The organism is Paracoccus sp. 228 (assembly GCF_000967825.1).
GTDB lineage: Bacteria > Pseudomonadota > Alphaproteobacteria > Rhodobacterales > Rhodobacteraceae > Paracoccus > Paracoccus marcusii.
The window spans coordinates 314,204-339,756 of sequence record NZ_JYGY01000003.1; the positions used below are offsets into that span (position 1 = coordinate 314,204).

At 68.3% G+C, this 25,553-nt stretch carries 23 protein-coding genes; 9 read left to right on the top strand and 14 right to left on the bottom strand.

The window, feature by feature from the left end; genetic code table 11:
• Position 1: 1 nt before the first annotated feature.
• From SY26_RS11145 to SY26_RS11155, 3 genes are read right to left on the bottom strand one after another with little or no spacing between them, the layout of a single operon-like run.
• Complete coding sequence (locus SY26_RS11145) at positions 2 to 913, bottom strand: glutaminase (protein ID WP_046000560.1); 912 nt, start codon at positions 911 to 913, stop codon at positions 2 to 4.
• A 55-nt stretch (positions 914 to 968) separates the two neighbouring features.
• Positions 969 to 2,192, bottom strand: a complete 1,224-nt coding sequence (locus SY26_RS11150) for a UbiH/UbiF/VisC/COQ6 family ubiquinone biosynthesis hydroxylase (RefSeq protein WP_046000561.1) — start codon at positions 2,190 to 2,192, stop codon at positions 969 to 971.
• A gap of 49 nt (positions 2,193 to 2,241) precedes the next feature.
• Positions 2,242 to 3,093, bottom strand: coding sequence for an SDR family oxidoreductase (locus SY26_RS11155; RefSeq protein WP_046000562.1), 852 nt, complete (start codon positions 3,091 to 3,093; stop codon positions 2,242 to 2,244).
• Between the two features lie 94 nt (positions 3,094 to 3,187).
• Between SY26_RS11155 and SY26_RS11160 the strand changes: the two genes are divergently transcribed.
• The 7 genes from SY26_RS11160 (at position 3,188) to pdeM (ending at position 11,758) form a co-directional block, all read left to right on the top strand.
• Positions 3,188 to 4,672: an AMP nucleosidase gene (locus tag SY26_RS11160; protein WP_046000563.1), complete on the top strand. Its 1,485-nt coding sequence runs from the start codon at positions 3,188 to 3,190 to the stop codon at positions 4,670 to 4,672.
• Between the two features lie 147 nt (positions 4,673 to 4,819).
• Positions 4,820 to 5,119 carry an HU family DNA-binding protein gene (locus SY26_RS11165; protein WP_042246023.1) on the top strand — a complete coding sequence of 100 codons (300 nt, stop codon included), beginning with the start codon at positions 4,820 to 4,822 and terminating at the stop codon, positions 5,117 to 5,119.
• A gap of 124 nt (positions 5,120 to 5,243) precedes the next feature.
• Complete coding sequence (locus tag SY26_RS11170) at positions 5,244 to 6,134, top strand: DMT family transporter (protein WP_046000564.1); 891 nt, start codon at positions 5,244 to 5,246, stop codon at positions 6,132 to 6,134.
• A 59-nt stretch (positions 6,135 to 6,193) separates the two neighbouring features.
• A complete protein-coding gene (locus SY26_RS11175; RefSeq protein ID WP_046000565.1) occupies positions 6,194 to 7,186 on the top strand; it encodes a ligase-associated DNA damage response exonuclease in 993 nt (330 codons plus the stop codon).
• On the top strand, positions 7,183 to 8,733 hold the full coding sequence (locus SY26_RS11180; RefSeq protein ID WP_046000566.1) for a cisplatin damage response ATP-dependent DNA ligase: 1,551 nt from the start codon (positions 7,183 to 7,185) through the stop codon (positions 8,731 to 8,733). The genes SY26_RS11175 and SY26_RS11180 overlap by 4 nt, the downstream gene beginning before the upstream one ends.
• Positions 8,730 to 11,105, top strand: coding sequence for a ligase-associated DNA damage response DEXH box helicase (locus tag SY26_RS11185; protein WP_046000567.1), 2,376 nt, complete (start codon positions 8,730 to 8,732; stop codon positions 11,103 to 11,105). Before SY26_RS11180 ends, SY26_RS11185 begins: the two co-directional genes overlap by 4 nt.
• A complete protein-coding gene (gene pdeM / locus SY26_RS11190) occupies positions 11,102 to 11,758 on the top strand; it encodes a ligase-associated DNA damage response endonuclease PdeM (protein WP_046000568.1) in 657 nt (218 codons plus the stop codon). The genes SY26_RS11185 and pdeM overlap by 4 nt, the downstream gene beginning before the upstream one ends.
• Before the next feature lie 51 nt (positions 11,759 to 11,809).
• Here the strand turns inward: pdeM and SY26_RS11195 are convergent, their stop codons facing one another.
• The 9 genes from SY26_RS11195 to mutM form a co-directional block, all read right to left on the bottom strand.
• Positions 11,810 to 12,547, bottom strand: a complete 738-nt coding sequence (locus SY26_RS11195; protein WP_046000569.1) for an outer membrane protein — start codon at positions 12,545 to 12,547, stop codon at positions 11,810 to 11,812.
• Between the two features lie 173 nt (positions 12,548 to 12,720).
• Complete coding sequence (gene gyrB / locus SY26_RS11200; RefSeq protein WP_045982300.1) at positions 12,721 to 15,156, bottom strand: DNA topoisomerase (ATP-hydrolyzing) subunit B; 2,436 nt, start codon at positions 15,154 to 15,156, stop codon at positions 12,721 to 12,723.
• Positions 15,157 to 15,249: 93 nt separating this feature from the next.
• On the bottom strand, positions 15,250 to 15,891 hold the full coding sequence (locus tag SY26_RS11205) for a LysE family translocator (RefSeq protein ID WP_046000570.1): 642 nt from the start codon (positions 15,889 to 15,891) through the stop codon (positions 15,250 to 15,252).
• A complete protein-coding gene (gene recF, locus SY26_RS11210) occupies positions 15,888 to 16,964 on the bottom strand; it encodes a DNA replication/repair protein RecF (protein WP_046000571.1) in 1,077 nt (358 codons plus the stop codon). The genes SY26_RS11205 and recF overlap by 4 nt, the downstream gene beginning before the upstream one ends.
• Positions 16,961 to 18,079 (bottom strand): DNA polymerase III subunit beta, encoded by a 1,119-nt coding sequence (gene dnaN, locus SY26_RS11215; protein ID WP_046000572.1) that lies wholly within the window; start codon positions 18,077 to 18,079, stop codon positions 16,961 to 16,963. The genes recF and dnaN overlap by 4 nt, the downstream gene beginning before the upstream one ends.
• A gap of 84 nt (positions 18,080 to 18,163) precedes the next feature.
• Positions 18,164 to 19,525 (bottom strand): chromosomal replication initiator protein DnaA, encoded by a 1,362-nt coding sequence (gene dnaA, locus SY26_RS11220; RefSeq protein WP_046000573.1) that lies wholly within the window; start codon positions 19,523 to 19,525, stop codon positions 18,164 to 18,166.
• Between the two features lie 542 nt (positions 19,526 to 20,067).
• Positions 20,068 to 20,337, bottom strand: a complete 270-nt coding sequence (rpsT, locus tag SY26_RS11225; protein WP_045982305.1) for a 30S ribosomal protein S20 — start codon at positions 20,335 to 20,337, stop codon at positions 20,068 to 20,070.
• A 157-nt stretch (positions 20,338 to 20,494) separates the two neighbouring features.
• The gene (locus SY26_RS11230; RefSeq protein ID WP_046000574.1) at positions 20,495 to 21,271 is read right to left on the bottom strand and encodes an enoyl-CoA hydratase; all 777 of its coding nucleotides are present in this window, start codon (positions 21,269 to 21,271) and stop codon (positions 20,495 to 20,497) included.
• Positions 21,272 to 21,340: 69 nt separating this feature from the next.
• Positions 21,341 to 22,186 (bottom strand): bifunctional DNA-formamidopyrimidine glycosylase/DNA-(apurinic or apyrimidinic site) lyase, encoded by an 846-nt coding sequence (gene mutM, locus SY26_RS11235; protein ID WP_046000575.1) that lies wholly within the window; start codon positions 22,184 to 22,186, stop codon positions 21,341 to 21,343.
• A 75-nt stretch (positions 22,187 to 22,261) separates the two neighbouring features.
• Between mutM and ubiE the strand changes: the two genes are divergently transcribed.
• Together ubiE and ubiB are read left to right on the top strand one after the other, a co-directional pair.
• Positions 22,262 to 23,008 (top strand): bifunctional demethylmenaquinone methyltransferase/2-methoxy-6-polyprenyl-1,4-benzoquinol methylase UbiE, encoded by a 747-nt coding sequence (gene ubiE, locus SY26_RS11240; RefSeq protein ID WP_046000852.1) that lies wholly within the window; start codon positions 22,262 to 22,264, stop codon positions 23,006 to 23,008.
• A 4-nt stretch (positions 23,009 to 23,012) separates the two neighbouring features.
• Complete coding sequence (gene ubiB / locus SY26_RS11245; protein ID WP_046000576.1) at positions 23,013 to 24,545, top strand: 2-polyprenylphenol 6-hydroxylase; 1,533 nt, start codon at positions 23,013 to 23,015, stop codon at positions 24,543 to 24,545.
• A 10-nt stretch (positions 24,546 to 24,555) separates the two neighbouring features.
• On the opposite strand, the gene SY26_RS11250 is transcribed toward ubiB, so the two are convergent.
• Positions 24,556 to 24,897: a hypothetical protein gene (locus SY26_RS11250; protein WP_127897576.1), complete on the bottom strand. Its 342-nt coding sequence runs from the start codon at positions 24,895 to 24,897 to the stop codon at positions 24,556 to 24,558.
• The gene (locus tag SY26_RS11255; protein WP_046000577.1) at positions 24,894 to 25,499 is read right to left on the bottom strand and encodes a hypothetical protein; all 606 of its coding nucleotides are present in this window, start codon (positions 25,497 to 25,499) and stop codon (positions 24,894 to 24,896) included. The genes SY26_RS11250 and SY26_RS11255 overlap by 4 nt, the downstream gene beginning before the upstream one ends.
• Positions 25,500 to 25,553: the final 54 nt, after the last annotated feature.

Below are 25,553 nucleotides of genomic sequence, written 5' to 3' on the forward strand. Positions count from 1 at the left end.
GTCAGCCGAAGACCGACCAGCCGGTGAATTCGGCCAGCCGTTCGGCCGCCAGCGTGCCCATCTGCGAATTGCCCCATCCGTCCAGACCCGGCGACCAGATCGCGATCGACGCCTTGCCCGGCGCGATGACCAGCAGCCCACCCCCCACGCCGGATTTGGCGGGCATGCCCACGCGGAAGGCGAAATTGCCCGACCCGTCATATTGCCCGCAGGTCATCATCAGCGCGTTGATGCGCCGCTGTTTCACCGGGGCCAGCAGCGCGGGCGCGCAGGACAGCCCGGCGATGACCCGGCCCGCGCGGGCCAGCTGGATGCAGGACATCTCGATCGCGCATTGGTGGACATAGGTGCCGATGACATGGTCCGGCGGATTGCGCAGATTGCCAAAGCTGCGCAGGTAATGCGCCAGGGCCGCGTTACGATAGCCGGTCCGCGCCTCGGACCGGGCGACGGCCTTGTCGATGTGGATGTCGTCATCCTCGGCCGCCGCGCGCACGAAGCCCAGGATCTCGGCCAGGGTCTGCTGGGGGCTGCGTCCGGTCAGCAGCTGGTCGGTGACCACGATGGCGCCCGCGTTGATGAACGGGTTCCGGGGCCGGCCCTTCTCCTGTTCCAAGAGCAGGATCGAATCGAACCGGTCGCCCGACGGCTCGCGCCCCACGCGCAGCCACAACTGTTCGCCGATGCGGCCCAGCACGCAGGCCAGCGCGAACACCTTGCTGACCGACTGGATGGAAAATCCCCGATCCGCCTGCCCGGCGGTCAGCACCTGCCCGTCGGCCAGGGCCACGGCGATGCCGAACTGATCGGGGGCGACACCGGCCAGTTCGGGGATGTAGTCGGCGACCTTGCCCCAATCGGCGGCCTTGCGGATGTCGCGGTCCGGGTCCTGCAGAAAGCGTTCAAGCGTCATGGCGTCCCCCGATGCTGCGCAGAGCCTATGGCGCGAAACCGCCGCCCGGGGAAGGTTAAAGCGCCTGACCCGCCAGCATCCGCGGCATCGGCGACACGGACAGCCCCGCCGCCTGCCGCATGAAGCCGCGCCGCAGTCCTGGCAGTGCATCGACCACGCCCATGCCCGCGCCGCGCAGTCCGGCCATGGCCGGATTGTCTGTCGCGAACAGTCGGTTCACTCCGTCCATGCCCAGTGCCAGCGTCGTCGCATCGGGTCTGCGCCACGCCTGATACCGCTCCAGCACCAGCGTGCTGCCGATATCCTCGCCGCGTCGGGCGGCATCGACCAGCACCTCGGCCAGGGCGGCGACGTCGCGCAGGCCCAGGTTCAGGCCCTGGCCCGCGATGGGATGGACCCCATGCGCCGCGTCCCCCACCAGCGCCACGCGGTCGCTCGCATAGCGTTCGGCCAGGGACAGCGACAGCGGATAGCTGAAGCGCGGCCCCGCCAGCGACAGATCGCCCAGGAAATCGCCAAAGCGCGGCCGCAGGACGGCCAGGAAGGCGGCGTCGTCCAGGGCGGCGATGGCCGCGGCGTTCGCGGTGGTTTCCGACCAGACGATGTTGCTGCGGTTGCCGGGCAGGGGCAGGATCGCCAGCGGCCCGGTCGCCATGAAATACTGATGCGCGATGCCTTGATGGGGCAGGGCATGGTCGATGGCCGCGACCAGCGCGGTCTGGCCGTAATCCCAGCCCTGGCGCCGGATGCCCGCGCGCGTGGCCACGCCCGATCCGCGCCCGTCCGCACCGATCAGCAGCCCGGCCGTCAGCCGCTGCCCGTCAGACAGGATCGCAGTGACGCCCGCCGGGCCGACCTCCTGGCCTGTGACGGACAGGCCGGGCAGGGTGGTGACAGTGCCCTCCATCGCATCGGTCAGGGCGGCGTGCAGGAAGCGGTCCTCAAGCATATGGCCCACCGGGCCTTCGCCCAGCTCGGCGCTGTCGAAATGCAGGAAGAAATGGCCCGCGCCCTCTCCGGGCTGGCCTTGGGACGCCTTGATCTGGTGGATGGGCTGGGCGTCGGGGGCCAGCCGGTCCCACAGGCCAAGCGCCCGCAGCACGCGGACCGAGGCGATGGCCAGCGAATAGGCCCGCCCGTCGAAACCTGCCCCCGACCGCGCGCGCGCGGGGCGCGGATCGACCACGGCCACGCGCAGCCCGGCCTGGGCCAGCGCCAGCGCCAGGGTCGGGCCGTTCAGCCCGCCCCCGGCCACCACGATGTCGAAATCCTGTGTCATGGCCCGCAGCTTGCACGGGCCGTGGGCAAAGGCAATGCGGCGCGCGGCCTCACGCGCCCTGGGCCAGCAGGGCGGCCAGCCCGGTCCGGTAATCGGGATAGTGCAGCGTCACGCCCAGGTCGCGCTTGATCCGGTCGTTCCGGACCCGCTTGCTGTCGCCATAGAAGGACCGCGCCATCGGGGTCATGTCGGCCTGATCGAAGGGCACCGCGGGCGGCAAGGGCAGGCCCAGCAGGGTCGCCGCATGGGCGATCACGTCCTGAGGCGGGGCCGGATCGTCGTCGCAGACGTTGTAGATGCCGATCGGGTCGGGCGCGTCGATCGAGGCCAGCAGGACCTGGGCGATATCCTCGACATGGATGCGCGAGAAGACCTGGCCGGGCTTGATGATGCGCCGCGCGGTGCCGTCGCGGACCTTCTGGAACGGACCGCGAGCGGGACCATAGATCCCCGCCAGCCGAAAGATGTGCAGCGGCAGGTCATGGGCGCGGGCCAGGTCCTGCCACGCGGCTTCGGCGGTAATGCGGGCCTGACCGCGCGGCCCCGACCCGTCCAGGACCGAATCCTCGTCGACCCAGCCCCCGTCGCGGTCGCCATAGACGCCAGTGGTCGACAGATAGCCTAGCCACCGGAGCCGGGCGCGAGCCAAGTCGTCGCGGAACGCGGCCAGAACAGGGTCGCCGTCCGGTCCGGGCGCGGTGCTGACCAGGATCGCGTCGGCCTGGGCGATGGCCGTGCGCAGCGCATCCTCGGACCCCGGCCACAGCAGGGGCACGGCGCCTGCGGCCGCGACGCGGTCAGGGTCGTCGCGGGTGGTGCCGGTGACCTGCCAGCCGCGGGCGGTCAACAGGGGTGTCAGGAAGCCGGCGCTGTAGCCGTGACCGAAAACGAGCATCTTCATGACGGCACCGTAACGGCGCGCGCGTGGCTGCGCCAGACGCTTGCCTGCCGCCTGCCGCGCTGGCAGGGTCGGCGCAGCAAGAAGGACAGATCCGATGACGACAGACGCCCGCTTTCTGCCGGTCCAGACCCCCGACGCCGCGGCGCCCCGCGACTTTACCGACGCGGCCGCGGCCGTGGCCCATCTGCGTGCGCTGTACGACCAGGCGACCGGCTTTCTGCTGGGCCATTTCACCGCCATCCTGGAAGGCACGTCCCCCGTCGCGCGCTATCGCGCCTTCTACCCCGAGGTGCGGCTGATTGTCCCGACGCATGGCAAGATCGACAGCCGCCTGTCCTTCGGCCATGTGGTCGCGCCCGGCGTCTATGCGGCCACGGTGACGCGCCCGGACCTGTTCCAGCATTACCTGACCGAGCAGCTGGGCCTGCTGATCAAGAATCACGGGGTACCCGTGACCATCGGCCTGTCGGACACGCCCATGCCTGTCCATTTCGCGGTCGCCGCCCAGAGCGACCTGGCCGTCCCGCAGGAGGGCGTTCTGGATTTCAGCCTGCGCGACGTCTTTGACGTGCCGGACCTGAACACCATGAACGACGACATCGTGAACGGCGTGGCCGGCGCCATGCCCGATGGCAGCCAGCACCTGGCGGCGTTCACCGCGCAGCGCGTGGATTATTCGCTGGCGCGCCTGGCCCATTACACGGCGACCGCGCCCGAGCATTTCCAGAACTTCGTCCTGTTCACCAACTATCAGTTCTATGTCGACGAGTTCGAGGCCTTTGCCCGCCGCGTCCTGTCGGCCCCGGACAGCGGCTATACCGCCTTCGTCGCCCCCGGAAACCAGCAGATCACCGACGGCCACGACACGATCGTGCCGCTGTCCAAGCTGCCGCAGATGCCGACCTATCACCTGAAACGCGCGAACGGGCAGGGGATCACCCTGGTCAATATCGGCGTCGGCCCGTCCAATGCCAAGACCGCGACCGACCATATTGCGGTGCTGCGCCCGCATGTCTGGCTGATGGTGGGCCACTGCGCGGGCCTGAGGAACAGCCAGTCCCTGGGCGATTTCGTCCTGGCCCATGCCTATCTGCGCGAGGATCACGTGCTGGACGACGACCTGCCCGTCTGGGTGCCGATCCCGGCCCTGGCCGAGGTCCAGGTCGCCCTGCAGGAGGCCGTGGCCGAGGTCACCCAACTGGACGGGTACGAGTTGAAGCGCATCATGCGCACGGGCACCGTCGCCACCATCGACAACCGCAACTGGGAGCTGCGCGACCAGTCCGGCCCGGTCCACCGCCTGTCGCTGTCGCGCGCGGTTGCGCTGGACATGGAAAGCGCCACGATCGCCGCGAACGGGTTCCGGTTCCGCGTCCCCTATGGCACGCTGCTGTGCGTCAGCGACAAGCCGCTGCACGGAGAGCTGAAGCTGCCGGGCATGGCGACGGACTTCTATCGCACGCAGGTCGCCAACCATCTGCTGATCGGCATCCGCGCGATGGAGAAGCTGCGCGACATGCCGCTGGAGCGCATCCATTCGCGCAAGCTGCGGTCCTTCAGCGAGACGGCGTTCCTGTAGCGCGGCGGCAAAACACCAGCAAACGCGGGTTTTCGCGCGCGGGGCGAAAAAGGCTTGATCTGCCCGTCAAAACCGTGTGTAGCAGGCGATATGCCGCAAAAGGCGCAATTTGTGGGCCCGGTGCAACAGGGCAAGAGGAGACGGACCATGGCTACGGCTGCTGCAAAACCGATGACCAAGACCCAACTGGTGGCGACGATCGCCGAAGAAATGGGCTCGGACAAGAAATCCGCTTCGGCCGCTCTGGACGCGATCGTGGCGATCGTGACCCGCGAAGTCGCCGGCGGCGGCGCGGTGACCCTGCCGGGCATCGGCAAGATCGCCTGCCGCGCCCGTCCCGAGCGTCAGGTCCGCAACCCGCAGACCCAGGAAATGATGACCAAGCCGGCCGACAAGCAGGTCAAGGTCACCATCGCCAAGGCCCTGAAGGACAGCGTCAACAGCTGATCCGCAGATGCTGCGATGACGGATCGGGGTCGTGCCATCGGGCACGGCCCCTTTTCTTTATGTCTTCACCCCGCGGCGGTGCTCTGCTAGCCGTTTTGCATCACCTGCAAGAAAGGCCTGGTCCATGGATCTTCGCGCGTTGCTGATGGGTCTGGCCTTTGCGGTGATGTGGGCCTCGGCCTTCACCTCGACCCGGATGATCGTGACCGAGGCGCCGCCGCTGATGGCGCTGGCCCTGCGCTTTGCGCTGTCGGGCGTGGTGGGCGTGATGATCGCGCTGGCCATGGGGCAGACCTGGCGCACCCTGACGCGGGCGCAGTGGCGCGCCGTGCTGATCCTGGGGCTGTGCCAGAACGCGCTGTATCTGGGCCTGAACTGGACCGCGATGCAGTGGATCGAGGCGGGACTGGCCTCGATCATCGCCGCGACCATGCCCCTGATGGTGGCCGCCTTGGGCTGGAGCCTGATGGGCGAGCGCCTGCGTCCGATGGGCGTGGGCGGCCTGATCCTGGGCGTGGTGGGCGTGGCGATCATCATGGGCGCGCGCCTACAGGGCGGCAGCGACCTGACCGGCATCGTCATGTGCTTTGTCGCGGCGCTGGCGCTGGCGGTGGCGACCCTGACGGTGCGGGGCGCCAGTTCGGGCGGCAACGTGATGATGATCGTGGGCCTGCAGATGCTGGTCGGCGCGGTGACCCTGGGCCTGATCGCGCCCTGGTTCGAGACCTGGGACGTCACCTATACCCCGCGCCTGGTCGTGGCGTTCCTTTATACGGTGATCGTGCCGGGGCTGGTGGCGACCTGGGTGTGGTTCATGCTGGTCGGGCGCATCGGCGCGGTGCGCGCGGCGACGTTCCATTTTCTGACGCCCTTCTTCGGCGTGGCCACCGCCGCCCTGTTCCTGGGCGAGGATCTGGGCGCGGGCGACGTGATCGGCGTCGCGGTCATCATGGCCGGCATCCTGGCGGTGCAGCTGTCCAAGGCGCCCCCGGTCAAGCGGCCGCCGCCCAGCTGACGGACCCCTGCGGCCGTCGGCGGCGTTGAACCCGCGCCAACCCCTGCGATGATGGTGCCATGCGTCCCGACCAGATCCTGCACCCGACCGAGGCCGGGCTCTATTGCCCGCCCGGCGATTTCTACATCGACCCGGTCCGCCCGGTGCCCCGCGCGCTGATCACGCACGGGCATGGCGACCACGCCCGTGCGGGTCATGGGGCCGTCATGGCCACGCAGCAGACGCTGGACATCATGGCGATCCGCTATGGCGAGGATTTCACCGGCACCCGCCAGGCCGCCCAAGGGGTGGCCCGCATTGGCGACGTGCAGGTCAGCTTTCACCCCGCGGGCCATATCCTGGGCTCGGCCCAGATCGCGGTCATACCCGACCGCGGCCCCAAGATCGTCGTGTCCGGCGACTACTGCCGCGCCCCGAACCCGGTCTGCGCCCCCTATGAGCCGGTGCCCTGCGACATCTTCGTGACCGAGGCGACCTTCGGCCTGCCGGTCTTCCGCCACCCCGACCCGCTGACCGAGATGACCAAGCTGATCGCCAGCATGGCCGAGTTTCCCGAACGCCAGCACCTGATCGGCGCCTATGCCCTGGGCAAGGCGCAGCGGGTCATCGCGCTGGCCCGACAGGCCGGGATCGACGGTCCCATCGCCATCCATGGCGCGCTGCAGCGGTTGTGCGATTTTCACGTGGAACAAGGGATCGACCTGGGCCCGCTGGTCCCCGCCACCGCGAAACAGGTCGATGCCCAGCTGGTCATCGCGCCGCCCTCGGCCTTTGCCAGTGCCTGGGTCCAGCGGTTCCGCGACCCGGTGATCGGCTTCGCCTCGGGCTGGATGACGGTGCGCGCGCGGGCGCGCCAGCGCGGGGTGGAGCTGCCCCTGGTCATCAGTGACCATGTCGACTGGCCGCAGGTTACACAGACCATCCTTGAGCTGGCCCCGCAGGAGGTCTGGATCACCCACGGGACCGAGGACGGGCTGATGCGCTGGTGCGCGTTGCAGGACATCGCGTCCCGCCCCCTGCGCCTGATCGGATACGAGGACGAGCCGGAATGAAGGCCTTTGCCCATCTCCTCGAGCGGCTGGCCTTCACCGCCGCGCGCAACGCCAAGCTGCGCCTGCTGCGCCATTACCTGGAGGCCACGCCCGACCCCGACCGGGGCTATGCGCTGGCCGCGCTGACCGGCGATCTGAAGCTCAGGGCGGTGACGCCGGGCCTGTTGCGCGGGCTGATGGCGGGCCGAGTGGACGAACAGCTGTTCGCCATGTCCTATGATTTCGTGGGCGATCTGGCCGAGACCATCGCGCTGCTGTGGGACACCGACCAGGATCAGGACGTGCCCCTGCGGGACGCCGTGGCGCTCCTGCGCGATACGGGCCGCGCGGGGCTGCCTGCGGCGATCACCGCGATGCTGGACCGGCTTGGTCCGTCTCAGCGACTGGCTTTCCTGAAGCTGGCCACGGGAAACATGCGCGTGGGCCTGTCCGCCCGCATGGCGCGCATGGCCCTGGCCGAAATGGGCCCCCCCGAGGTCAAGGACATCGAGGAGATTTGGCACGGCCTGACGCCCCCCTATCAGCCGCTGTTCGACTGGATCGCGGGAGGCGCGCGCCCGGAACACGCGGCCCGCGCGCCCTTCCGGCCGGTTATGCTCTCCACGCCGGTCGATCTGGATCAGCTGCGCGCCTTCGATCCCGGCGATTACATCGCGGAATGGAAATGGGACGGCATCCGCGTTCAGGCGATCAACGACGACGGCACCCGGCGCCTCTATTCCCGGACCGGAGAGGATGTCGGCGCGGCCTTTCCCGACCTGCTGGAGGCGCTGAACTTCGACGGTGCGCTGGATGGCGAGCTGCTGGTGCGGCGCGGCGCCGACGTGGCGCCCTTCGGCGATCTGCAGAAGCGGTTGGGCCGCAAGGTCGTTGGCCGCGCGATGCTGGACAGCCATCCGGCGGGCCTTCGGGTCTATGACGCGATGATCTGGCAGGGGCGCGACCTGCGCGACCTGCCGCATCAGGAGCGGCGCGCGGTGCTGGAGGACGCCGATTTCGGCAGCGACCGGATCGACCTGTCGCCGCTGCTGCCCTTCCGGACCTGGGACGATCTGGCGGCCCTGCGCGCCGACCCGCCCAGCATCGTGATCGAAGGCGTGATGATCAAGCGCCGCGACAGCCCTTACGTCGGCGGCCGCCCGCGCGGGCCCTGGTTCAAGTGGAAACGCGACCCGATGATGGTGGATGCGGTGATGCTCTATGCGCAGCGCGGGCATGGCAAGCGGTCGGGCTTCTACAGCGATTTCACCTTCGGCCTGTGGGACGGCGAGACGCTGGTGCCCGTGGGCAAGGCCTATTTCGGCTTCACCGATGAGGAGCTGCGCGAGCTGGACCGGTTCGTCCGAAACAACACCACCGAACGGTTCGGCCCCGTGCGCTCCGTCGCGCCCAAGCTGGTGCTGGAGGTCGCGTTCGAGGGGTTGAACGCCTCTCCGCGCCACAAATCCGGGGTCGCGATGCGCTTTCCCCGCATCAGCCGCATCCGATGGGACAAGCCCGCCGCCGAGGCCGACCGGCTGCAGACGCTGAAGGACATGATCCCGTGACGCTGCCCCCCGCGTTCCAGGACTGGTTCGCCCGGCAGGGCTGGCAGCTGCATCCGCATCAGCTGGCCCTGCTGAAGGCTGGGGAGGACAGCCTGCTGATCGCGCCGACTGGGGGCGGCAAGACGCTGGCGGGGTTCCTGCCGTCACTGGTCGAACTGACCGCGCCGCATAAGGGGATGCACACGCTCTATGTCTCGCCCTTGAAGGCGCTGACGGCGGATATCGCGCGCAACCTGTCGCGCCCGGTCGCCGATCTGGGCCTGGACATCCGCATCGAGGACCGCACCGGCGACACCCGCGCCAGCCAGCGCGCCCGCCAGCGCATGGACCCGCCCGACATCATGCTGACCACGCCGGAATCGCTGGCTTTGATGCTGTCCTATGAGCAGGCGCCCGCGATCTTTGGGGGCCTGCGCCGGGTGGTGCTGGACGAGCTGCATGCCTTGGCCGAGAACAAGCGTGGCGATCAGCTGATGCTGGCTTTGTCGCGGCTGCGCGCGCTGGCGCCCGACCTGCAGGTCACGGGCCTCTCCGCCACGGTCGAGGACCCGTCGCGGCTGGCCCGCTTCATGGGCGGCGCAACCGTGATCCACGCCGACCCCGGCCCCGACCCCGACATCGCCATGCTGCCCACCGCCAAGGCCCCGCCCTGGGCGGGCGCGGGCGGGCATTACGCCGTGCCCGACGTGCTGGCCGCCGTGGCGCAGGCCACGACCACGATCATCTTCATCAACACCCGCGCCCAGGCCGAGCTGTTCTTTCAGGCGCTCTGGGCTGCGAATGACGCGAACCTGCCCATCGGCCTGCATCACGGCAGCTTGTCGCGCGAGGCCCGCGCCCGGACCGAGGCCGCGATGGCCGCGGGCGAATTGCGCGCCGTGGTGGCGACCGGGTCCCTGGATCTGGGCATCGACTGGGGCGCGGTCGATCTGGTGATCCAGGTCGGTGCGCCGCGCAATGTCAAGCGGCTGGTCCAGCGGATCGGGCGGGCGAACCACCGCTACAATGCGCCGTCACGGGCGCGGATCGTGCCCGCCAACCGCTTCGAGGTCATCGAATGCGTGGCCGCCCTTCAGGCCGTGCGCGAGCGCGATCTGGACGGCGACGACCGGGGGCCGGGGCCGCTGGACGTGCTGTGCCAGCATATCCTGCTGACCGCCTGCGCGGGGCCTTTTGACGCCAATGCGCTGTTTGCGGAGGTCCGCACTGCCGGGCCCTATCGTGACCTGTCCCGCGCCGATTTCGATGACTGCGTCGCGTTCGCAGCCACCGGCGGCTATGCGCTGCGGGCCTATGACCGCTGGCAGCGGCTGATGGAACGCGACGGGCTGTGGCGTCTGCGCGACCCGCGCGCGGCGCGAAACCTGCGCATGAACATCGGCACCATCGTCGAGGCCGAGATGCTGAAGGTGCGCTTTCGCGGACGCGGCGGCGCCCCCTTGGGCGAGGTCGAGGAGGGCTTTGCCGCGACCCTGGCACCGGGCGACACCTTCCTGATCGGCGGGCAGACGGTGCGATACGACGCGCTGCGCGAGATGGTGGTCGAGGTCACGAAACAGCCCTCCAAGGAGCCCCGCATCGCCACGTTCTCGGGCATGAAGCTGGCCACATCGACGCAGCTATCCCATCGGGTTCTGGCGCTGATCGGCGATCCGGCGGCCCATGCAGGCCTGCCAGCTGACACCCGCGACTGGCTGGCGCTGCAGGCGCGGGTCAGCACGCTGCCGCGCCCCGGCACCCTGCTGACCGAGGCGTTCCCCCACCAGGGACGCTGGCATCTGGCGGTCTACGGCTTTGCGGGCCGCAACGCGCTGCAGACCCTGGGCCTGCTGATGACCCGACTAATGGAGGAGGCGGGGCTGGCCCCCCTGGGGTTCCTGGCCACCGACTACGCGCTGCTGATCTGGTCGCTGGACCCGGTGACCGATCCCGCGCCTTTGCTGGACCGCGACGGTCTGCGCGAGGGTCTGGGCGACTGGCTGGCCAGCAATGCGGTGATGAAGCGCAGCTTTCGCAACGTGGCGACCATCGCGGGGCTGATCCAGCGCAACCTGCCGGGCGCGCGCAAGTCGGGGCGGCAGGCGACGTTCTCCAGCGACATCCTGTACGACACGCTGCGCAAGTACGACCCGGACCACCTGATGCTGCGCATCACCGCGGCCGAGGCCAGCCGGGGGCTTGTGGATTTCGGCCGGATCGAGGAAATGCTGGACCGCACCGACCGCCTGGACCACCGCATGCTGGAGCGTGTGTCCCCCCTGGCCGCGCCGCTGATGCTGGAACTGGGTCGCGTGCCCATCGCGGGACAGGGACGCGAGCGCATGGCAGAGGCGGAGGCTGCAGCATTGATGGCAGAGGCAGGGCTTTCGTGACGTTCCACCCTTTCGATTTCGACGGTCAGGCGCTGCAGGCGCGGGCCACCGGTGCGCTGTTCTGGCCCGAACGGCGCTGGCTGATCGTGGCCGACCTGCATCTGGGCAAATCCGAACGCATGGCGCGGCGCGGGGGTGCCCTGCTGCCCCCCTATGAAACGCTGGAGACGCTGGACCGTCTTCAGGCGGAGATCGCAGCGACCGATCCTGCGGTGGTCGTCAGCCTGGGGGACGGGTTCGACGACGACGCGGCGGGGCGCGCGCTGCCCGACGATGTCTGCGACCGGCTGCGCACGATGGCTCAGGGCCGGCGCTGGATCTGGGTCAGAGGCAACCACGACCCCGGGGCGATCTGTCCCCGCCTGCCCGGCGATACCGCGGCGGAGCTGCATGACGGCCTGATCCTGCGCCACGAGGCGGGTCAGGGGCCGGACGTGTCGGGCCATTACCACCCCTGCATCCGGCTGGCGGGTCAGCGGCGGCGGTGTTTCCTTGTCGGCCGCGACCATCTGATCCTGCCCGCGTTCGGTGCCTATACCGGCGGGCTGGAGGTCACGGACAGGGCGCTGGCCGCGCTGGTGCCGCAGGGGTTGGCAATCGCCTGCGGCACGCGCGCCCTGCCGGTGCCGGTGGGCATGCGTCGCCGCGCATGAAAAAGGGCCGGCACACATCGCGGCCGGCCCCCGTCATCCTGAGTGGTCTGATCAGAAGCGGAAGTTCGCGCCGATCTTGACGCTGCTCATGGTCATGCTGGCGCGGGTCGAGAGGGTGTCGATCCCATCCGAGAACTCCACCCGCTCATTGCCGAAATCGCGGTACTGGTATTCGGCGAAGATCGACGTGCGCGGGTTGATCATGCGCTCCACGCCCAAGCCGCCCGCGGCACCCGTCGCGGTGAAGCCGCGCGTCTGCGAGAAGTCGCCCGTGCTCAGCGTATAGTCGAAATCACCGCGGGCGACGCCCAGGGTGCCATAGACCAGCGTCTGCGGGTTGACCGCATAGCCGGTCTTGATGACCAGGGTGGCGATGTTCTTCATCTCGCTCTCGACGCGGCCCAGCAGCGGATCGCCGATGTCGATGCTTTCGTCGACCGAGCCGAACTCGACGCCCAGTTCAGGACCGAAGACCCAGTTGCCGCGCTGCCATCGATAGCCCAGCTGTAGGCCTGCGGTTGCGCCGGAGATGCCGACATCACCCAGCCCGCCGATCAGGCCCACATCCTCGCCGTCGATGACCTCGGAGAAACCCACCTGATCCTCGGTGTCGAAGATATAGCCGAGCGACCCGCCCACATAGGCGCCACCCCATGCCGAGGCGATCGGCGCCACGGGTGTCACCGTCACCGGTGCCACGTCGACGATGGGCGACACCACGCCCCCGGCAAGGGCAGCGCCTGCCCCCAAAACCAGGGCCGAGACGGAGGAGAGAGCAAAGAGGCGCATGGGGGATACTCCTGAAAAGCTGGGGCGCGCCCACCGGCTGCGCCCGATCTGCAAATGATATCCGGTCAATCCAGCGCAGAGAATCGGCCCAAGATCAATTAAAACGCGCATTGGCCCCTGTCCCTGCACGCGGTGACGGGCATGGACAGTGACCTTTGGGCAACATGGGCCGTTCAGGTATCCAGGTTCTCGACGTTCAAGGCGTTCTGCTGAATGAACTCGCGGCGCGGTTCGACGACGTCGCCCATCAGCTTGGTGAACAGGTCCTCGGCCTCGGCCACGTCCTCGATGCGGACCTGGAGCATGGTGCGTGCGACGGGGTCCAGCGTGGTTTCCCACAGCTGCTCGGGGTTCATCTCTCCCAGTCCCTTGTAGCGCTGCAGGGACAGGCCCTTCTCGCCCTCCAGGAACACCGCCTGCAGCAGGCCCAGGGGGCCGTGGATCGGCTGGTCGCGATCCTTGCGGATCAGGCGCGCGGGCTTGGCATAGATGTCCTGCAGGGCCTGGGTCATCTCGCCCAGCCTGCGGCTCTCGCCGCTGCGCAGCATCTGGCCGTCCAGGGTGCGGTTCTCCTCGACCCCGCGCAGGGTGCGCGACAGGCGGATGCCGGCATCCTGAGTCGGGCGTCCCTGCCAGCCGCGCTCGTACTCCTCGGCGATCTGGTCTAGGCGGGCGGCGATGTCGGTGGCCACGCCCTGGGCGTCCTGGTCGATGCGGCCGGGAACCAGCGCCCCGGCGATCGCGGCCTGTTCGGTGATGTGGGGCGGGTAATGGGTCGGATAGGCGCGCAGGACGCGGCGTGCCACCCGCGCCTCCTCGACCACGCGGGCCAGGTCGTTGCCGGTGATCTCCTCGCCCGAGGCCAGCCGCAGCGATGCCCCTTCGACGCCCTGCTGGATCAGGTAATCCTCCAGCGCGGCCTCGTTCTTCAGATAGACCTCGGACCGGCCGCGCCCGACCTTGTAGAGCGGCGGCTGCGCGATATAGAGATGCCCGCCCTCGATCAGCTCCGGCATCTGCCGGAAGAAGAACGTCAGCAGCAGCGTGCGGATATGCGCGCCATCGACATCGGCGTCGGTCATGATGACGATCTTGTGGTAGCGCAGCTTCTTCAGGCTGAACTCGTCGCGCCCGATCCCTGTGCCAAGCGCGGTGATCAGCGTGCCGATCTGGTCGCTGCCCAGCATGCGGTCGAACCGCGCGCGTTCCACGTTCAGGATCTTGCCGCGCAGTGGCAGGACGGCCTGGTTCTGGCGCGAGCGGCCCTGTTTTGCCGAACCGCCGGCCGAATCCCCCTCGACGATGAACAGTTCGGACAGTGCTGGGTCCTTCTCCTGGCAATCGGCCAGCTTGCCGGGCAGGGATGCCACGTCCATCGCCGTCTTGCGCCGCGTCAGCTCGCGCGCCTTGCGCGCCGCCTCGCGGGCCAAGGCGGCCTCGATGATCTTGCCGACGATCTGGCGGGCCTCGGTCGGGTTCTCCTCGAACCACTCGGCCAGCTTCTCGCCGACCAGCCCCTCGACCGCAGGACGGACCTCGCTGGAGACAAGCTTGTCCTTGGTCTGGCTGGAGAATTTGGGATCGGGCACCTTGACGGACAGCACGCAGGTCAGCCCCTCGCGCGCGTCATCGCCGGTGAAGTCGACCTTTTCCTTCTTCGCGATGCCGCTGTCCTGCGCGTATTTGCCGATCACGCGGGTCAGGGCGCCGCGGAAACCGGCCATGTGCGTGCCGCCGTCCCGCTGCGGGATGTTGTTGGTGAAGGGCAGGACGGTCTCGTGATAGCTGTCGTTCCACCACATCGCGACCTCGACGCCGATGCCGCCCTTCTCTCCGGTGATGAAGATCGGCTCGGGCATGACGGCGGTCTTGGACCGGTCCAGGTATTTCACGAATTCCTTGACGCCGCCCTCGTAGAACAGCTCGGTCTTCTGGACCTCGGCATGACGCTCGTCCTCCAGGATGATGCGCACGCCGCTGTTCAGGAAGGCCAGCTCGCGCAGGCGGTTCTCCAGAGTCTTGAAGCTGTAGTCCAGGTTGCTGAAGGTTCCGTCCGGATGCACGGTCTTGGCCGAGGCCATGAAGCGCACCTCGGTCCCGCTTTCACCCGGCGCATCGCCCACCACGACCAGCGACTTGACGGTGTCGCCGCGCTCGAACCGGACGAAGTGTTCTTTGTCGTTGCGCCAGATGCGCAGCTCCAGCCAATCGGACAGGGCGTTCACGACCGACACGCCCACGCCGTGCAGGCCCCCCGACACTTTGTAGCTGTTCTGGTCGAACTTTCCGCCTGCATGCAGCTGGGTCATGATGACCTCGGCCGCGCTGACGCCCTCTCCGGCATGCATGTCGACCGGGATGCCGCGCCCGTTGTCGCGCACGCTGACGCTGCTGTCGGCATGGATCTTGACCTGCACGAAGTCGGCATGGCCGGCCAGGACCTCGTCGATGCCGTTGTCCACGACCTCATAGACCATGTGGTGCAGGCCGGACCCGTCGTCGGTATCGCCGATATACATGCCGGGACGCTTTCGCACGGCGTCCAAACCCTTGAGAACCTTGATGGAATCGGCGTCGTACAAAGCGGGTTGGGCGGCTGTGTCGGTCATGCGTCGGGCTTTCTGTTCGTCATGTCTTGATATAGGCCTTCGCAGGGGCAAAGTCACGGCTTTGGCTGGGTTTTTCGGCCCCGTCGGCGGGTTTTATGCCCGGCCTGCCCAGATCTGGCCCGCACCCAGCACCAGCCCTACGAAAATCAGAAGCCAGCCCGATGCCAGGTTCATCCGCCGCAGCCCCGCGGGGGTCGCCAGACGGGCGCGCAGCGCGGCCAAAGTGGCGCCCATGCCCAGGTTCAGCAGGAACGGAATGGCCCCCGACATCCCCACGATCACCGCGACATCGCGCCCGGTCAGCCGCGCCACGTCGAAGAAACCGGGCAGCACGCCGACATAGAACAGCGCCGCCTTGGGGTTGCCGGCAATGGCCAGCAGGCCCGCGCTGAAGCCCGCCCATCCACCACGCCGGGTCAGGCGGCCGTCGCTGTCCACGGCCTGTCCGGCATGGCGCAAGAGCCCGATGCCCATGCCCAGAAAGACCGCGACCGCGATCCAGCGCAGGACCGACAGCAGGGCCGCCTGATCGCCCACCAGCAGCGTCAGGCCGAAGATCGCGATCAGAGGCCAGATCATGTCCCCGATCGCCACCCCAAGCGCCAGCGGCCAGACCCCCGCCCAACCGGACGACAGGCCCCGCGCCATGATCGCCACCCAGACCGGGCCGGGCGTCAGCCAGATCGCCGCCAGCGCGCCTGCATACAGCCAGATCGCCTGCACGCTCAGCGTCATGCGGCCTCGCATGCCGCAGAGGCGCCGTCGGTCTTGGTCACGGCCAGGCTGCGCGCGCGCGGGCCGAAGGCGTCGAACAGTTCCGGCCCCGTGCCGGTCAGCAGGGTCTGGGCGGGCAGGTCGGTGATGCGGTCGTAAAGGGCCGCGCGCCGGTCGGCGTCCAGATGCGCCGCGACCTCGTCCAGCAGCAGCAGGACCGGCTGGTCCGACAGCGCCCGCGCATTGGCCAGGATCAGCGACAGCAGCAACGCCTTCTGCTCTCCAGTCGAGGATTGGGCGGCGGGCATGTCCTGCGGCCCCCAGCTGGCGCCCAGATCGGCCCGATGCGCCCCTGTCAGCGTCCGCCCGGCGGCCATGTCGCGGTGGCGCGTCGCGGCCAGGCGCGCGGCGATGCTGGCGGGGTCGGCATCGTCGGCAAAGCCGTCCTGGGCCAGCAAGGTCAGGCGTGCGGCCGGAAAATCCGTGCCGCCGTCCTGCGCGGCCATGATGGCGGACAGGGCCGCCTGGCGGTTGCGGGTCAGGCCCGCGCCGGCCTCGGCCATCTGCGTCTCCAATGCGCGGTACCAGCCGGGATCGCCGATCTGATCGCGCAGCAGGCGGTTGCGTTCGCGCATGGCCTTGTCATAGGCCAGCGCCAGGTCCGCGTGGTCGGGCATCAGCGACAGGGTCACCCGGTCCAGGAACCGCCGCCGCCCTTCGGGTGCGTCCGACCACAACCGGTCCATCGCGGGCACCAGCCAGATGACCCGCACCAGCCGAGCCAGCGTGGTCTGGGTCACGGGCTTGTCGTCCAGGATGACATGGCGGGGTTGGCCGGGGGGCGCCGCGGTCTCGACCGCGTGATCGCCAAGCGTGGCGCGGAGGCGCCAGCCCGCATCGGGGCCCATCCGCGCCTGGTCTGGGGCGGCCACCGCGCGCAGTCCGCGGCCCGGCGCCAGCATGGACAGCGCTTCCAGGATGTTCGTCTTGCCGGACCCGTTCGGCCCGTGGATCGCCAGGGGGCTGGCGTCCAGCGACAGGTCCAGCCGCGGCCAGGACCGGAACTGGGACAGCCGCAGCGCCGTCAGTGTCACACGCGCATCGGCATGACGACATAGACCGCGCTGAGATCGCTGCCCTCGCGGATCAGGGCGGCGTCGCCCGAGCCGTTGAACAGGAACACCGCATTGTCGCGATCAACCTGGCCCGCGATCTCCTGCAGGTACTTGGCGTTGAAGCCGATCTCCAGCGGCTCGTCGGCATAGGCCACGATCAGCTCCTCCTCGGCGGCGCCGGCATCGGGGGCGTTGACCGACAGGACCAGCCGGTCCGCGTCCAGCGACAGCTTGACCGCGCGCGAACGTTCGCTGCTGACGGTCGCCACGCGGTCGACGGCGCGGGCAAAGTCGGCGGCGTCCACCTCCAGCTTGCGGGCGTTGCCCTGCGGGATCACGCGGCTGTAATCGGGGAAGGTCCCGTCGATGACCTTGGAGGTCAGCGTGATCGTGGGCGTGGCAAAGCGGACCTTGGTCTCGCTGACCGACACGGCGATCTCGGCCTCGTCGTCGTCCAGAAGCTTGCGCAGCTCTCCGACGGTCTTGCGGGGCACGATCACGCCAGGCATCGCATCCGCGTTCGCGGGCAGGGGCGCGTCGATCCGGGCCAGGCGGTGCCCGTCGGTCGCCACACAGCGCAGGACGGGGCCGTCCTCGGATTGGGCCACGTGCATGTAGACGCCGTTCAGATAGTACCGCGTCTCCTCGGTCGAGATCGCGAATTTCGACTTGTCGAACAGCCGGCGCAGCACCGATGCGGGCGCCTTGAAGTTCGCGCTGTATTCGCTGGTGGCCATGACCGGGAAGTCGGCCCGCGGCAGGGTCGCCAGGCTGAAGGACGAGCGCCCGGCCTGGACCGACAGCCGCCCCGAGGCGTCGTCGCTGGCCAGCTGGACCAGGGCGCCGTCGGGCAGCTTGCGCGCGATCTCGTTCAGCATCACGGCGCTGACGGTGGTGGCGCCGGGGCGTTCGACCTGGGCCACGGCGCGGTCCACGACCTCGGTATCCAGGTCGGTGGCCCGGAAGCTGACGCCTTCGGGGGTGGCCTCGATCAGCACGTTGGCCAGGATCGGGATGGTGTTGCGGCGTTCCACGACCGACTGGGCCTGCGACACGGCCTTGACCAGAACGGCGCGCTCGATCGAGAATTTCATCAGTTTCCCCTGTCCCATGGCTCTGCGGCCCCTGCCGGACCTGATGTGTAGCCGCCCGCGCGGGCAGTCACAAGATTTTCGTGATCAGGCTTCCAGCATCCGCTTCAGCACGGCGATGTCCTCGACCATGGCGCTGTCCTCGACCAGCAGCTCCTCGATCTTCCGCACGCCGTGCATGATCGTGGTGTGGTCGCGTCCGCCGAAGCGGCGGCCGATCTCGGGCAGGGACCGGCTGGTCAGTTGCTTGGACAGGTACATCGCGATCTGGCGGGGCCGGGCGACGTTGCGCGCGCGTTTCGGACCCATAATGTCGGCCAGGCGGATGTTGTAATGCTCGGCCACCTTGCGCTGGATGTCGTCGATGTTGATCTTGCGGTCGTTGGTCCGCAGGATGTCGGCTAGGCATTCCTGCGCCACCTCCAGCGTGATCTCGCGGCGCAGCAGGCTTGCATGCGCGAACAGGCGCTGCAGCGCGCCTTCCAGGACGCGGACGTTGGTGGTGATGCGATGCGCCAGGAACTCCAGCACGCCCGCGCCGATCTCCAGGTCGGGCTGCTGGGCGCGGAAGGCCTGAGTCTTGGACTGCAGGATGCCCAGGCGCAGCTCATACGTCGTCGGGTGCAGGTCCACGATCAGGCCGCAGGACAGGCGCGACTTGATGCGTTCCTCAAGGCCCTTGATCTCGGCGGGCGCGCGGTCGGCCGAGATCACGATCTGCTTGCCCTGGTCGACCAGCGCGTTGAACGTGTGGAAGAATTCTTCTTGGGTGCTGTCCTTGCCGGCGATGAACTGCACATCGTCGACCATCAGCATGTTCACGTTCCGGAACATGCTCTTGAAGTCCATGATCGAGCTTTCGCGCAGCGCCTGCACGAAGCGGTACATGAACTGTTCGGCCGACAGGTACAGGACCTGCGCCGACGGGTGGCGCGCCTGATAGTCATGCGCGATCGCGTGCATCAGGTGCGTCTTGCCCAGGCCCACGCCGCCATAGAGGAACAGCGGGTTGAAACCCACGGGGCCCCCCTCGGCCACGCGGCGGGCGGCGGCATGGGCCAGCTCGTTTGGCTTGCCGACGATGAAGTTCCCGAAGGTGAAGCGGCTGTCCAGCGGCGCGCCCAGATCGGTGCGGGCGGCGCGGGTGGTCGGCGCCTCGGCCAGCTGGCCCGCGGGGGCCGTGGCTTGGGCCGAGGGGCGCGCCGCGGCGCTGCCCACGTCAAAGCGCAGACGCTCGACCGGGGCGCCATGGCGGGTCAGCACCGCCATGATGTCCTTGGCAAAGTGACGCCCGACCCAGTCAGAAATGAAGCGCGTCGGGCTGACGAATCGCGCGGCCCCGTCGTCGATCGCCATCAGGCGCAGCGGCTTGATCCAGTGGTTGTAGTTGTTCGGCCCCACGCTCTGTTCCAGCTCGGCGCATGCCTGACCCCAGATCTTGTCCATCATCGTCCCGTTTCCCGTCTGTCCCCAATCCCCGCCGGTTGATCCGACGGGACAGAATTCACGTCATCCGGGTGGCACGCAAAAACGCTGCCCCCGCGACCGCGAACGCGGTCGATCAAGGGGCATCAGCCCGTTTTCGGTCCTGGACACAGGTCCCCGGACACCCGGTGGCAGCCGGATGTCGTGAACCCGAAGGCGGAAGAGGTGTTCTTCGCGGCCCGGCCGTCGTCCCGGACGGATCCGAAGATCTGTCCACAGGGCCCGGCCCGTCCCCAAGCGACGTGAATCGCAAGGAGGAAACTAGCCCCAGCTTGTGGATAGCTGCAACCGAACTCTGCGCTTGACAGCAACTTGGTCCAAGCGAATCTGCGATGCCTTTGACTCGATTAACAATTTTCTGAATTGCTTGAATTCGTTCGATTTTTCAAAATGTCGCAGGTGCAGAAACGCAAATCGGGCGCAGGGCTTTCGCCTGCACCCGATGCTGTATTCCGGTGCCCCGAAGGGCGTGGAACGCGTGTCTCAGGCCCCGTGGGGCCTGTGGATCAGTTGGCCGACAGCGCCTTCACGCGGGCCGCCAGGCGCGAGATCTTGCGCGACGCGGTGTTCTTGTGCACGACGCCCTTGGTCACGCCGCGCATCAGTTCGGGCTGCGCGGTCTTCAGCGCCAGCGCGGCCGCATCGGCATTGCCCGAGGCGATGGCCTCTTCGACCTTGCGGATATAGGTGCGGATGCGCGAACGGCGGGCCTTGTTGACGTCGGTGCGACGTTCGATCTGGCGGGCGCGTTTCTTGGACTGGGGCGTGTTGGCCATGGGTGTCTTCCTATCGGGTCAGTTGCATGTCTAAATTTCGAACGTGCAAAAGCCCCATGGCGCCGTCCCCGTTCGGGACGGACATGATTCTTGCCAAAGCGGGCCCACACGCATGTAAGTCGGGGCGTATAGGCCAGCCTTGCCGAAAAGAAAACCCTTATCTGTCGCGGAACTGCGCCTCGCGCTTTTCCAGGAAGGCAGCCATGCCCTCCTTCTGGTCCTCGGTCGCGAACAGCGCATGGAAGGACCGGCGCTCGAACAGCAGACCTTCGCGCAGCGTCGTCTCATAGGCGCGGTTAACGGCCTCCTTGACGGTCTTGGTGGCGATCTGGGACTTCTCGGCGATCTTGCGCGCGGCGGCCATCGCCTCGGGAATCAGCTTGGGGGTGGGCACGACGCGGCTGACCAGACCGGATCGCTCGGCCTCTGCGGCATCCATGAAGCGGCCGGTCAGGTTCATGTCCATCGCCTTGGACTTGCCCACGAACCGCGTCAGGCGCTGCGTGCCGCCGATGCCCGCGACGACGCCCAGGTTGATCTCGGGCTGGCCGAACTTGGCGTTCTCGGCACAGATGATGAAATCGCAGACCATCGCAAGTTCGCATCCGCCGCCCAGGGCGTATCCGCTGACGGCGGCGATGATCGGCTTGCGGACCCGGGTGATCGCCTCGATCTGGGCGCCGAACAGGTCGGATTCGTAGACCTCGACGAAGGTCTTGGTCGACATCTCCTTGATGTCGGCGCCGGCGGCAAAGGCCTTTTCGCTGCCGGTCAGGACGATGCAGCGGACCTTGTCGTTGCGGTCGGCATCCGACAGTGCGGCCGACAGCTCGTCCAGAAGCGTGGCGTTCAGCGCGTTCAGCGCCTCGGGGCGGTTCAGCCGGATCAGGGCGACCTCGTCCTCGATCTCCACGATGATGGTTTCATAAGCCATAGGCTTGGACCTCGTTGGCAGATTGCGTGGCCCCCGTCCTAGCAGAGGCCCGCGCAGTCGTCCAATCGTTCACCTCTGGCAGGCGGGACAGTAGAAGGACGACCGCCCCGATTGCACGATCCGCGCGATGGTGCCGCCGCATCCGTCCCGCAGGCAGGGCTGGCCCGCCCGGTCATAGACGCGGAAGCTGTGCTGGAAATAGCCCAGCTCTCCGCTGGCCTGCCGGTGATCGCGCAGGCTGGACCCGCCCGCGGCGATCGCGTCGGTCAGCACGTCGCGGACATGGCCTACCAGCGCCGCAATGCGTGCGGCCCCGATCCGTCCCGCCGCCCGGCGCGGATCGATGCCTGCGCGCCACAGCGATTCGCTGACATAGATGTTGCCTAGGCCCGCGACGATGCGCTGATCCAGCAGCGCCTGTTTCACCGGCACCCGCCGACCGGCAAAGGCCGCCTGCAAATAGGCGGGCGTGAAGACCGGGTCGAAGGGTTCCGGGCCCAGATGGTCCAGCAGGGGATGGGACGCGCCCTCGCGGATCAGGTCGACCATGCCGAACCGTCGCGCGTCGTTGAAGGTGACGGTCGTGCCCGCATCCGTGGTCAGCACGACATGGTCGTGGCGCGCATGGATGCCCGGATCGCGGTGGAACCCCGCCAGGCCAGCACCCTCGACCAGCATGCGGCCGGACATGCCCAGGTGCCACAGGACCGTGCCGCGCCCTTCCAGGTCGGCCAGTAGGTATTTCGACCGCCGCCGCAGCGCGGTGACGGTGGCGCCCGTCAGCACCTGCATCAGGTCCACCGGCAGGGGCCAGCGCAGGTCCGGGCGGTTGATCTGGGCGCGGGCGATGCGCGCGCCTTCCAGATGGGGCAGCAGGCCGCGGCGAACGGTCTCGACTTCCGGCAGTTCTGGCAATCGGGTTCCTTTCGTCGCATTGTGCGCGCGGCACGCCGGACCTATCTGGCAATGGAACAGGCAAACGGCAAGCGCATGACGGACAACAGGCAGACCCATTTCGGCTTTCAGACCGTGGACGAGGATCAGAAGGCCGGCATGGTCCATCAGGTCTTCTCCTCGGTCGCGTCGAAATACGACGTGATGAACGACCTGATGAGCGTGGGCATCCACCGCGTCTGGAAGACCGCGATGATGGACTGGCTGGCGCCGCGTGATGGACAGCACCTGCTGGACGTGGCGGGCGGCACGGGCGACGTGGCGTTCCGGTTCCTGGACCGGGCGCCGGGCGCGCGGGTCACCGTCTGCGACATGACCGAATCCATGCTGGTCGAGGGGCGCAAGCGTGCCGATGCCGTCGACAAGGCGGACCGGCTGGCCTGGGTCACGGGCGACGCGATGGCGCTGCCCTTTGCCGACAACAGCTTTGACCGCTACACGATCAGCTTCGGCATCCGTAACGTGACGCGCATTCCCGATGCGCTGGCCGAGGCGTACCGCGTGCTGAAGCCCGGCGGCCGGCTGATGGTGCTGGAGTTCAGCCAGATCCCGGTGCCGGCGATGCAATGGGCCTATGACCGCTACAGCTTCAACGTGATCCCGGCGATGGGGCAGGCGGTGACAGGCGATCGCGACAGCTATCAATACCTGGTCGAGTCGATCCGCAAGTTTCCCGACCAGGACAGCTTTGCCGCCCTGATCCGTGACGCGGGCTTTGACCGGGTGCAGTGGCGCAACCTGTCGATGGGCATCGCCGCCCTGCATTCCGGCTGGAAATTGTAGGCATATGCGCGGTCCCCACAACATCTTGCGTCTGATCAGGACAGGTGCGACCTTCGAACGGACCGGTGCGATGGCCGCCGTCCTGGACGCGGTCGATGCGCCGATCCGCCTGCGCCTGGCCGCGCGGGTCATGGGCTGGCCCTTCCGCTGGCTGGGCTACAAGGGCGATCCGACCTTGCCGCCGATCACCCGGGCGATCACCGCGCTGGGGCCGGCCTACATCAAGTTCGGGCAGATCCTGTCGACGCGCGCCGATGTCGTGGGCCCCGAAATGGCCGGGCAGCTGCGCATGCTGCAGGACCGCCTGCCGCCCTTTCCCACCGACCTGGCCAAGAAGGCCATCGAGGCCGAGCTGCGCGCCCCGGTCGACCAGCTGTTCAGCGAATTTTCCGAACCCGTCGCCGCCGCCTCGATCGCGCAGGTCCACCGCGCCCGCGTCCGCGAGACGGGGCGCGAGGTCGCCGTCAAGGTCGTGCGTCCCGGCATCGGGGCCGCGTTCAAGCGCGACATCGACGCGTTCCATTTCGGCGCCCGCCTGATCCAGCTTCTGTCCCCCGGCACCCGCCGCCTGCGGCCGCGCGACGTGGTGCGCCATTTCGAACAGACGGTCACCGGCGAACAGGACCTGCGCCTGGAGGCCGCGGCCGCGTCGGAATTCGCGGAAAACACGGCGCGGGACGAGGGGTTTCAGATCCCCATGCCGCATTGGGCGCTGTCGTCGCGTCGCGTGCTGACCGCAGACTGGGCCGAGGGGCTGCCGATGGGCGACCGCGACGCGCTGATCGCCGCCGGTCACGACACGACCGAACTGGCGCGCCGGGTGATCCAGCTGTTCCTCTCGCATGCGCTGCGCGACGGGTTCTTCCATGCCGACATGCATCACGGCAACCTCAAGGTGGCGGCGAACGGCGACATCATCGCCTATGACTTCGGCATCATGGGAGAGATCGACGAATACACCCGCCGGGTCTATGCCCAGATCCTGTATGGGTTCATCCAGCGCGATTACCGCCTGGTCGCCCGCGTGCATTTCGAGGCCGGATACGTCCCCCGCGACCGCGACGAGGCCGCCTTTGCCCGCGCCCTGCGTGCCGTGGGCGAGCCGATCTTCGGTGCCGATGCCAGCCGCATCAGCATGGGCAACCTGCTGTCCTATCTGTTCGAGGTGACGGAACGCTTCGGCATGCCCACGCGGACCGAGCTGATCCTGCTGCAGCGCACCATGGTCGTGGTCGAGGGCGTGGCCCGGTCGCTGGACCCGCAGCTGAACATCTGGGACGCGGCCAAGCCGGTGGTGTCCGATTACATCAAGGCCAGCGTCGGCCCCAAGGCCGCGATCAGCGACCTGACCCATATCGCGCAGACCGTGGGCCGGTACGGCCCGCTGCTGCCACGGATGATCGAGCAGGCCCTGTGGGAACGCGCCCACCCCGAGGAGGCGCGCCTGACCCTGATCCAGCCGCGCAGTTCCGGGACGCTGCTGCTGGTCGCGATCTTGGCGCTGGCGGCGGGGGCGGGGTTCGGCCTGTCGCTGTAGGGCGCGGCGGTCAGAAACAGATGATCTCGGCCTCGGCCTCGGCGCGGCGCAGGGTGGCCACGGTCTCGGTCAGGGCGGCCATGCCGCGGAACATGCCGGACCGCTCTCCGGTGGTCTGGCGCATCCGCAGGATGGTTTCCGCGCCGACGTAATCGGCATAGGGCAGCACCTCGGCGATGCGGTCGATCGCGCAGGAGCAGCGGTCCAGCATGTCGCGCGTCTGCCCGTTGGTCGCCATGCAGGCAAAGGCGTATTCGACCCGCGCATTGGTCGGATAATCGTTCACCGCCTGCGCCGACGCGGGGGCCGCCGTCAGGGCCAGCGCCAGCGCACAGGCGCCCGCGCGGATCATTGCAGCACCAGTTCGTTGCGATAACCCGCCGCGGCATCGGTTTCGGCGCGCAGCTCGCGGATGGGCTCGTCCGGCGCGGCCATCACGAAGGTCAGCGTCAGAGTCTGGAAGCCGTGCATGCGTTCTGCATTCTTGTCCGCGATGAAGGGCTGAAAGCTGGCCGTGATGCCGCCGTCGGTGGTCGTGACCTCTCCGCCCCGGAAAAGCGCCTCCTTCATGCGGTTGCGGATATAGAAAGGGCTGCCGCCGGTCAGCGCGGCCATGTCGCGGGTTGTCTGTTCCAGAAAGAAGGTCAGGACCGGATCACCCGAAGAGATCGGGAACGGCCCGATCGTGCGGTCGATCGGCCCGGCCTTCTGGGTCAGCTCCAGGATCGGCTGCTGATCGCTGGGGTCGATGTCCTGGGACAGGGTGATGCGGCCGTCCTCGGTCGGGCGGAACCCTTCGGCCATCGGGCCCGTGACGGTCATCTGCCATTCCAGCGTCCTGTCGCCCAGATCCCAGGGGCCCCGTTCGGCAAAGACCGCGTCGCCGGCCTCGGCCGCGATCAGGGGCAGGGGGGCAAGCCCCAGCATCAGGGCAAGTGCAAAGGCGCGGGTCATGGTCGTCCTCCCAAACGTTGGGGCATGATGGGCGCGGGACGGGCGGCGGCGCAA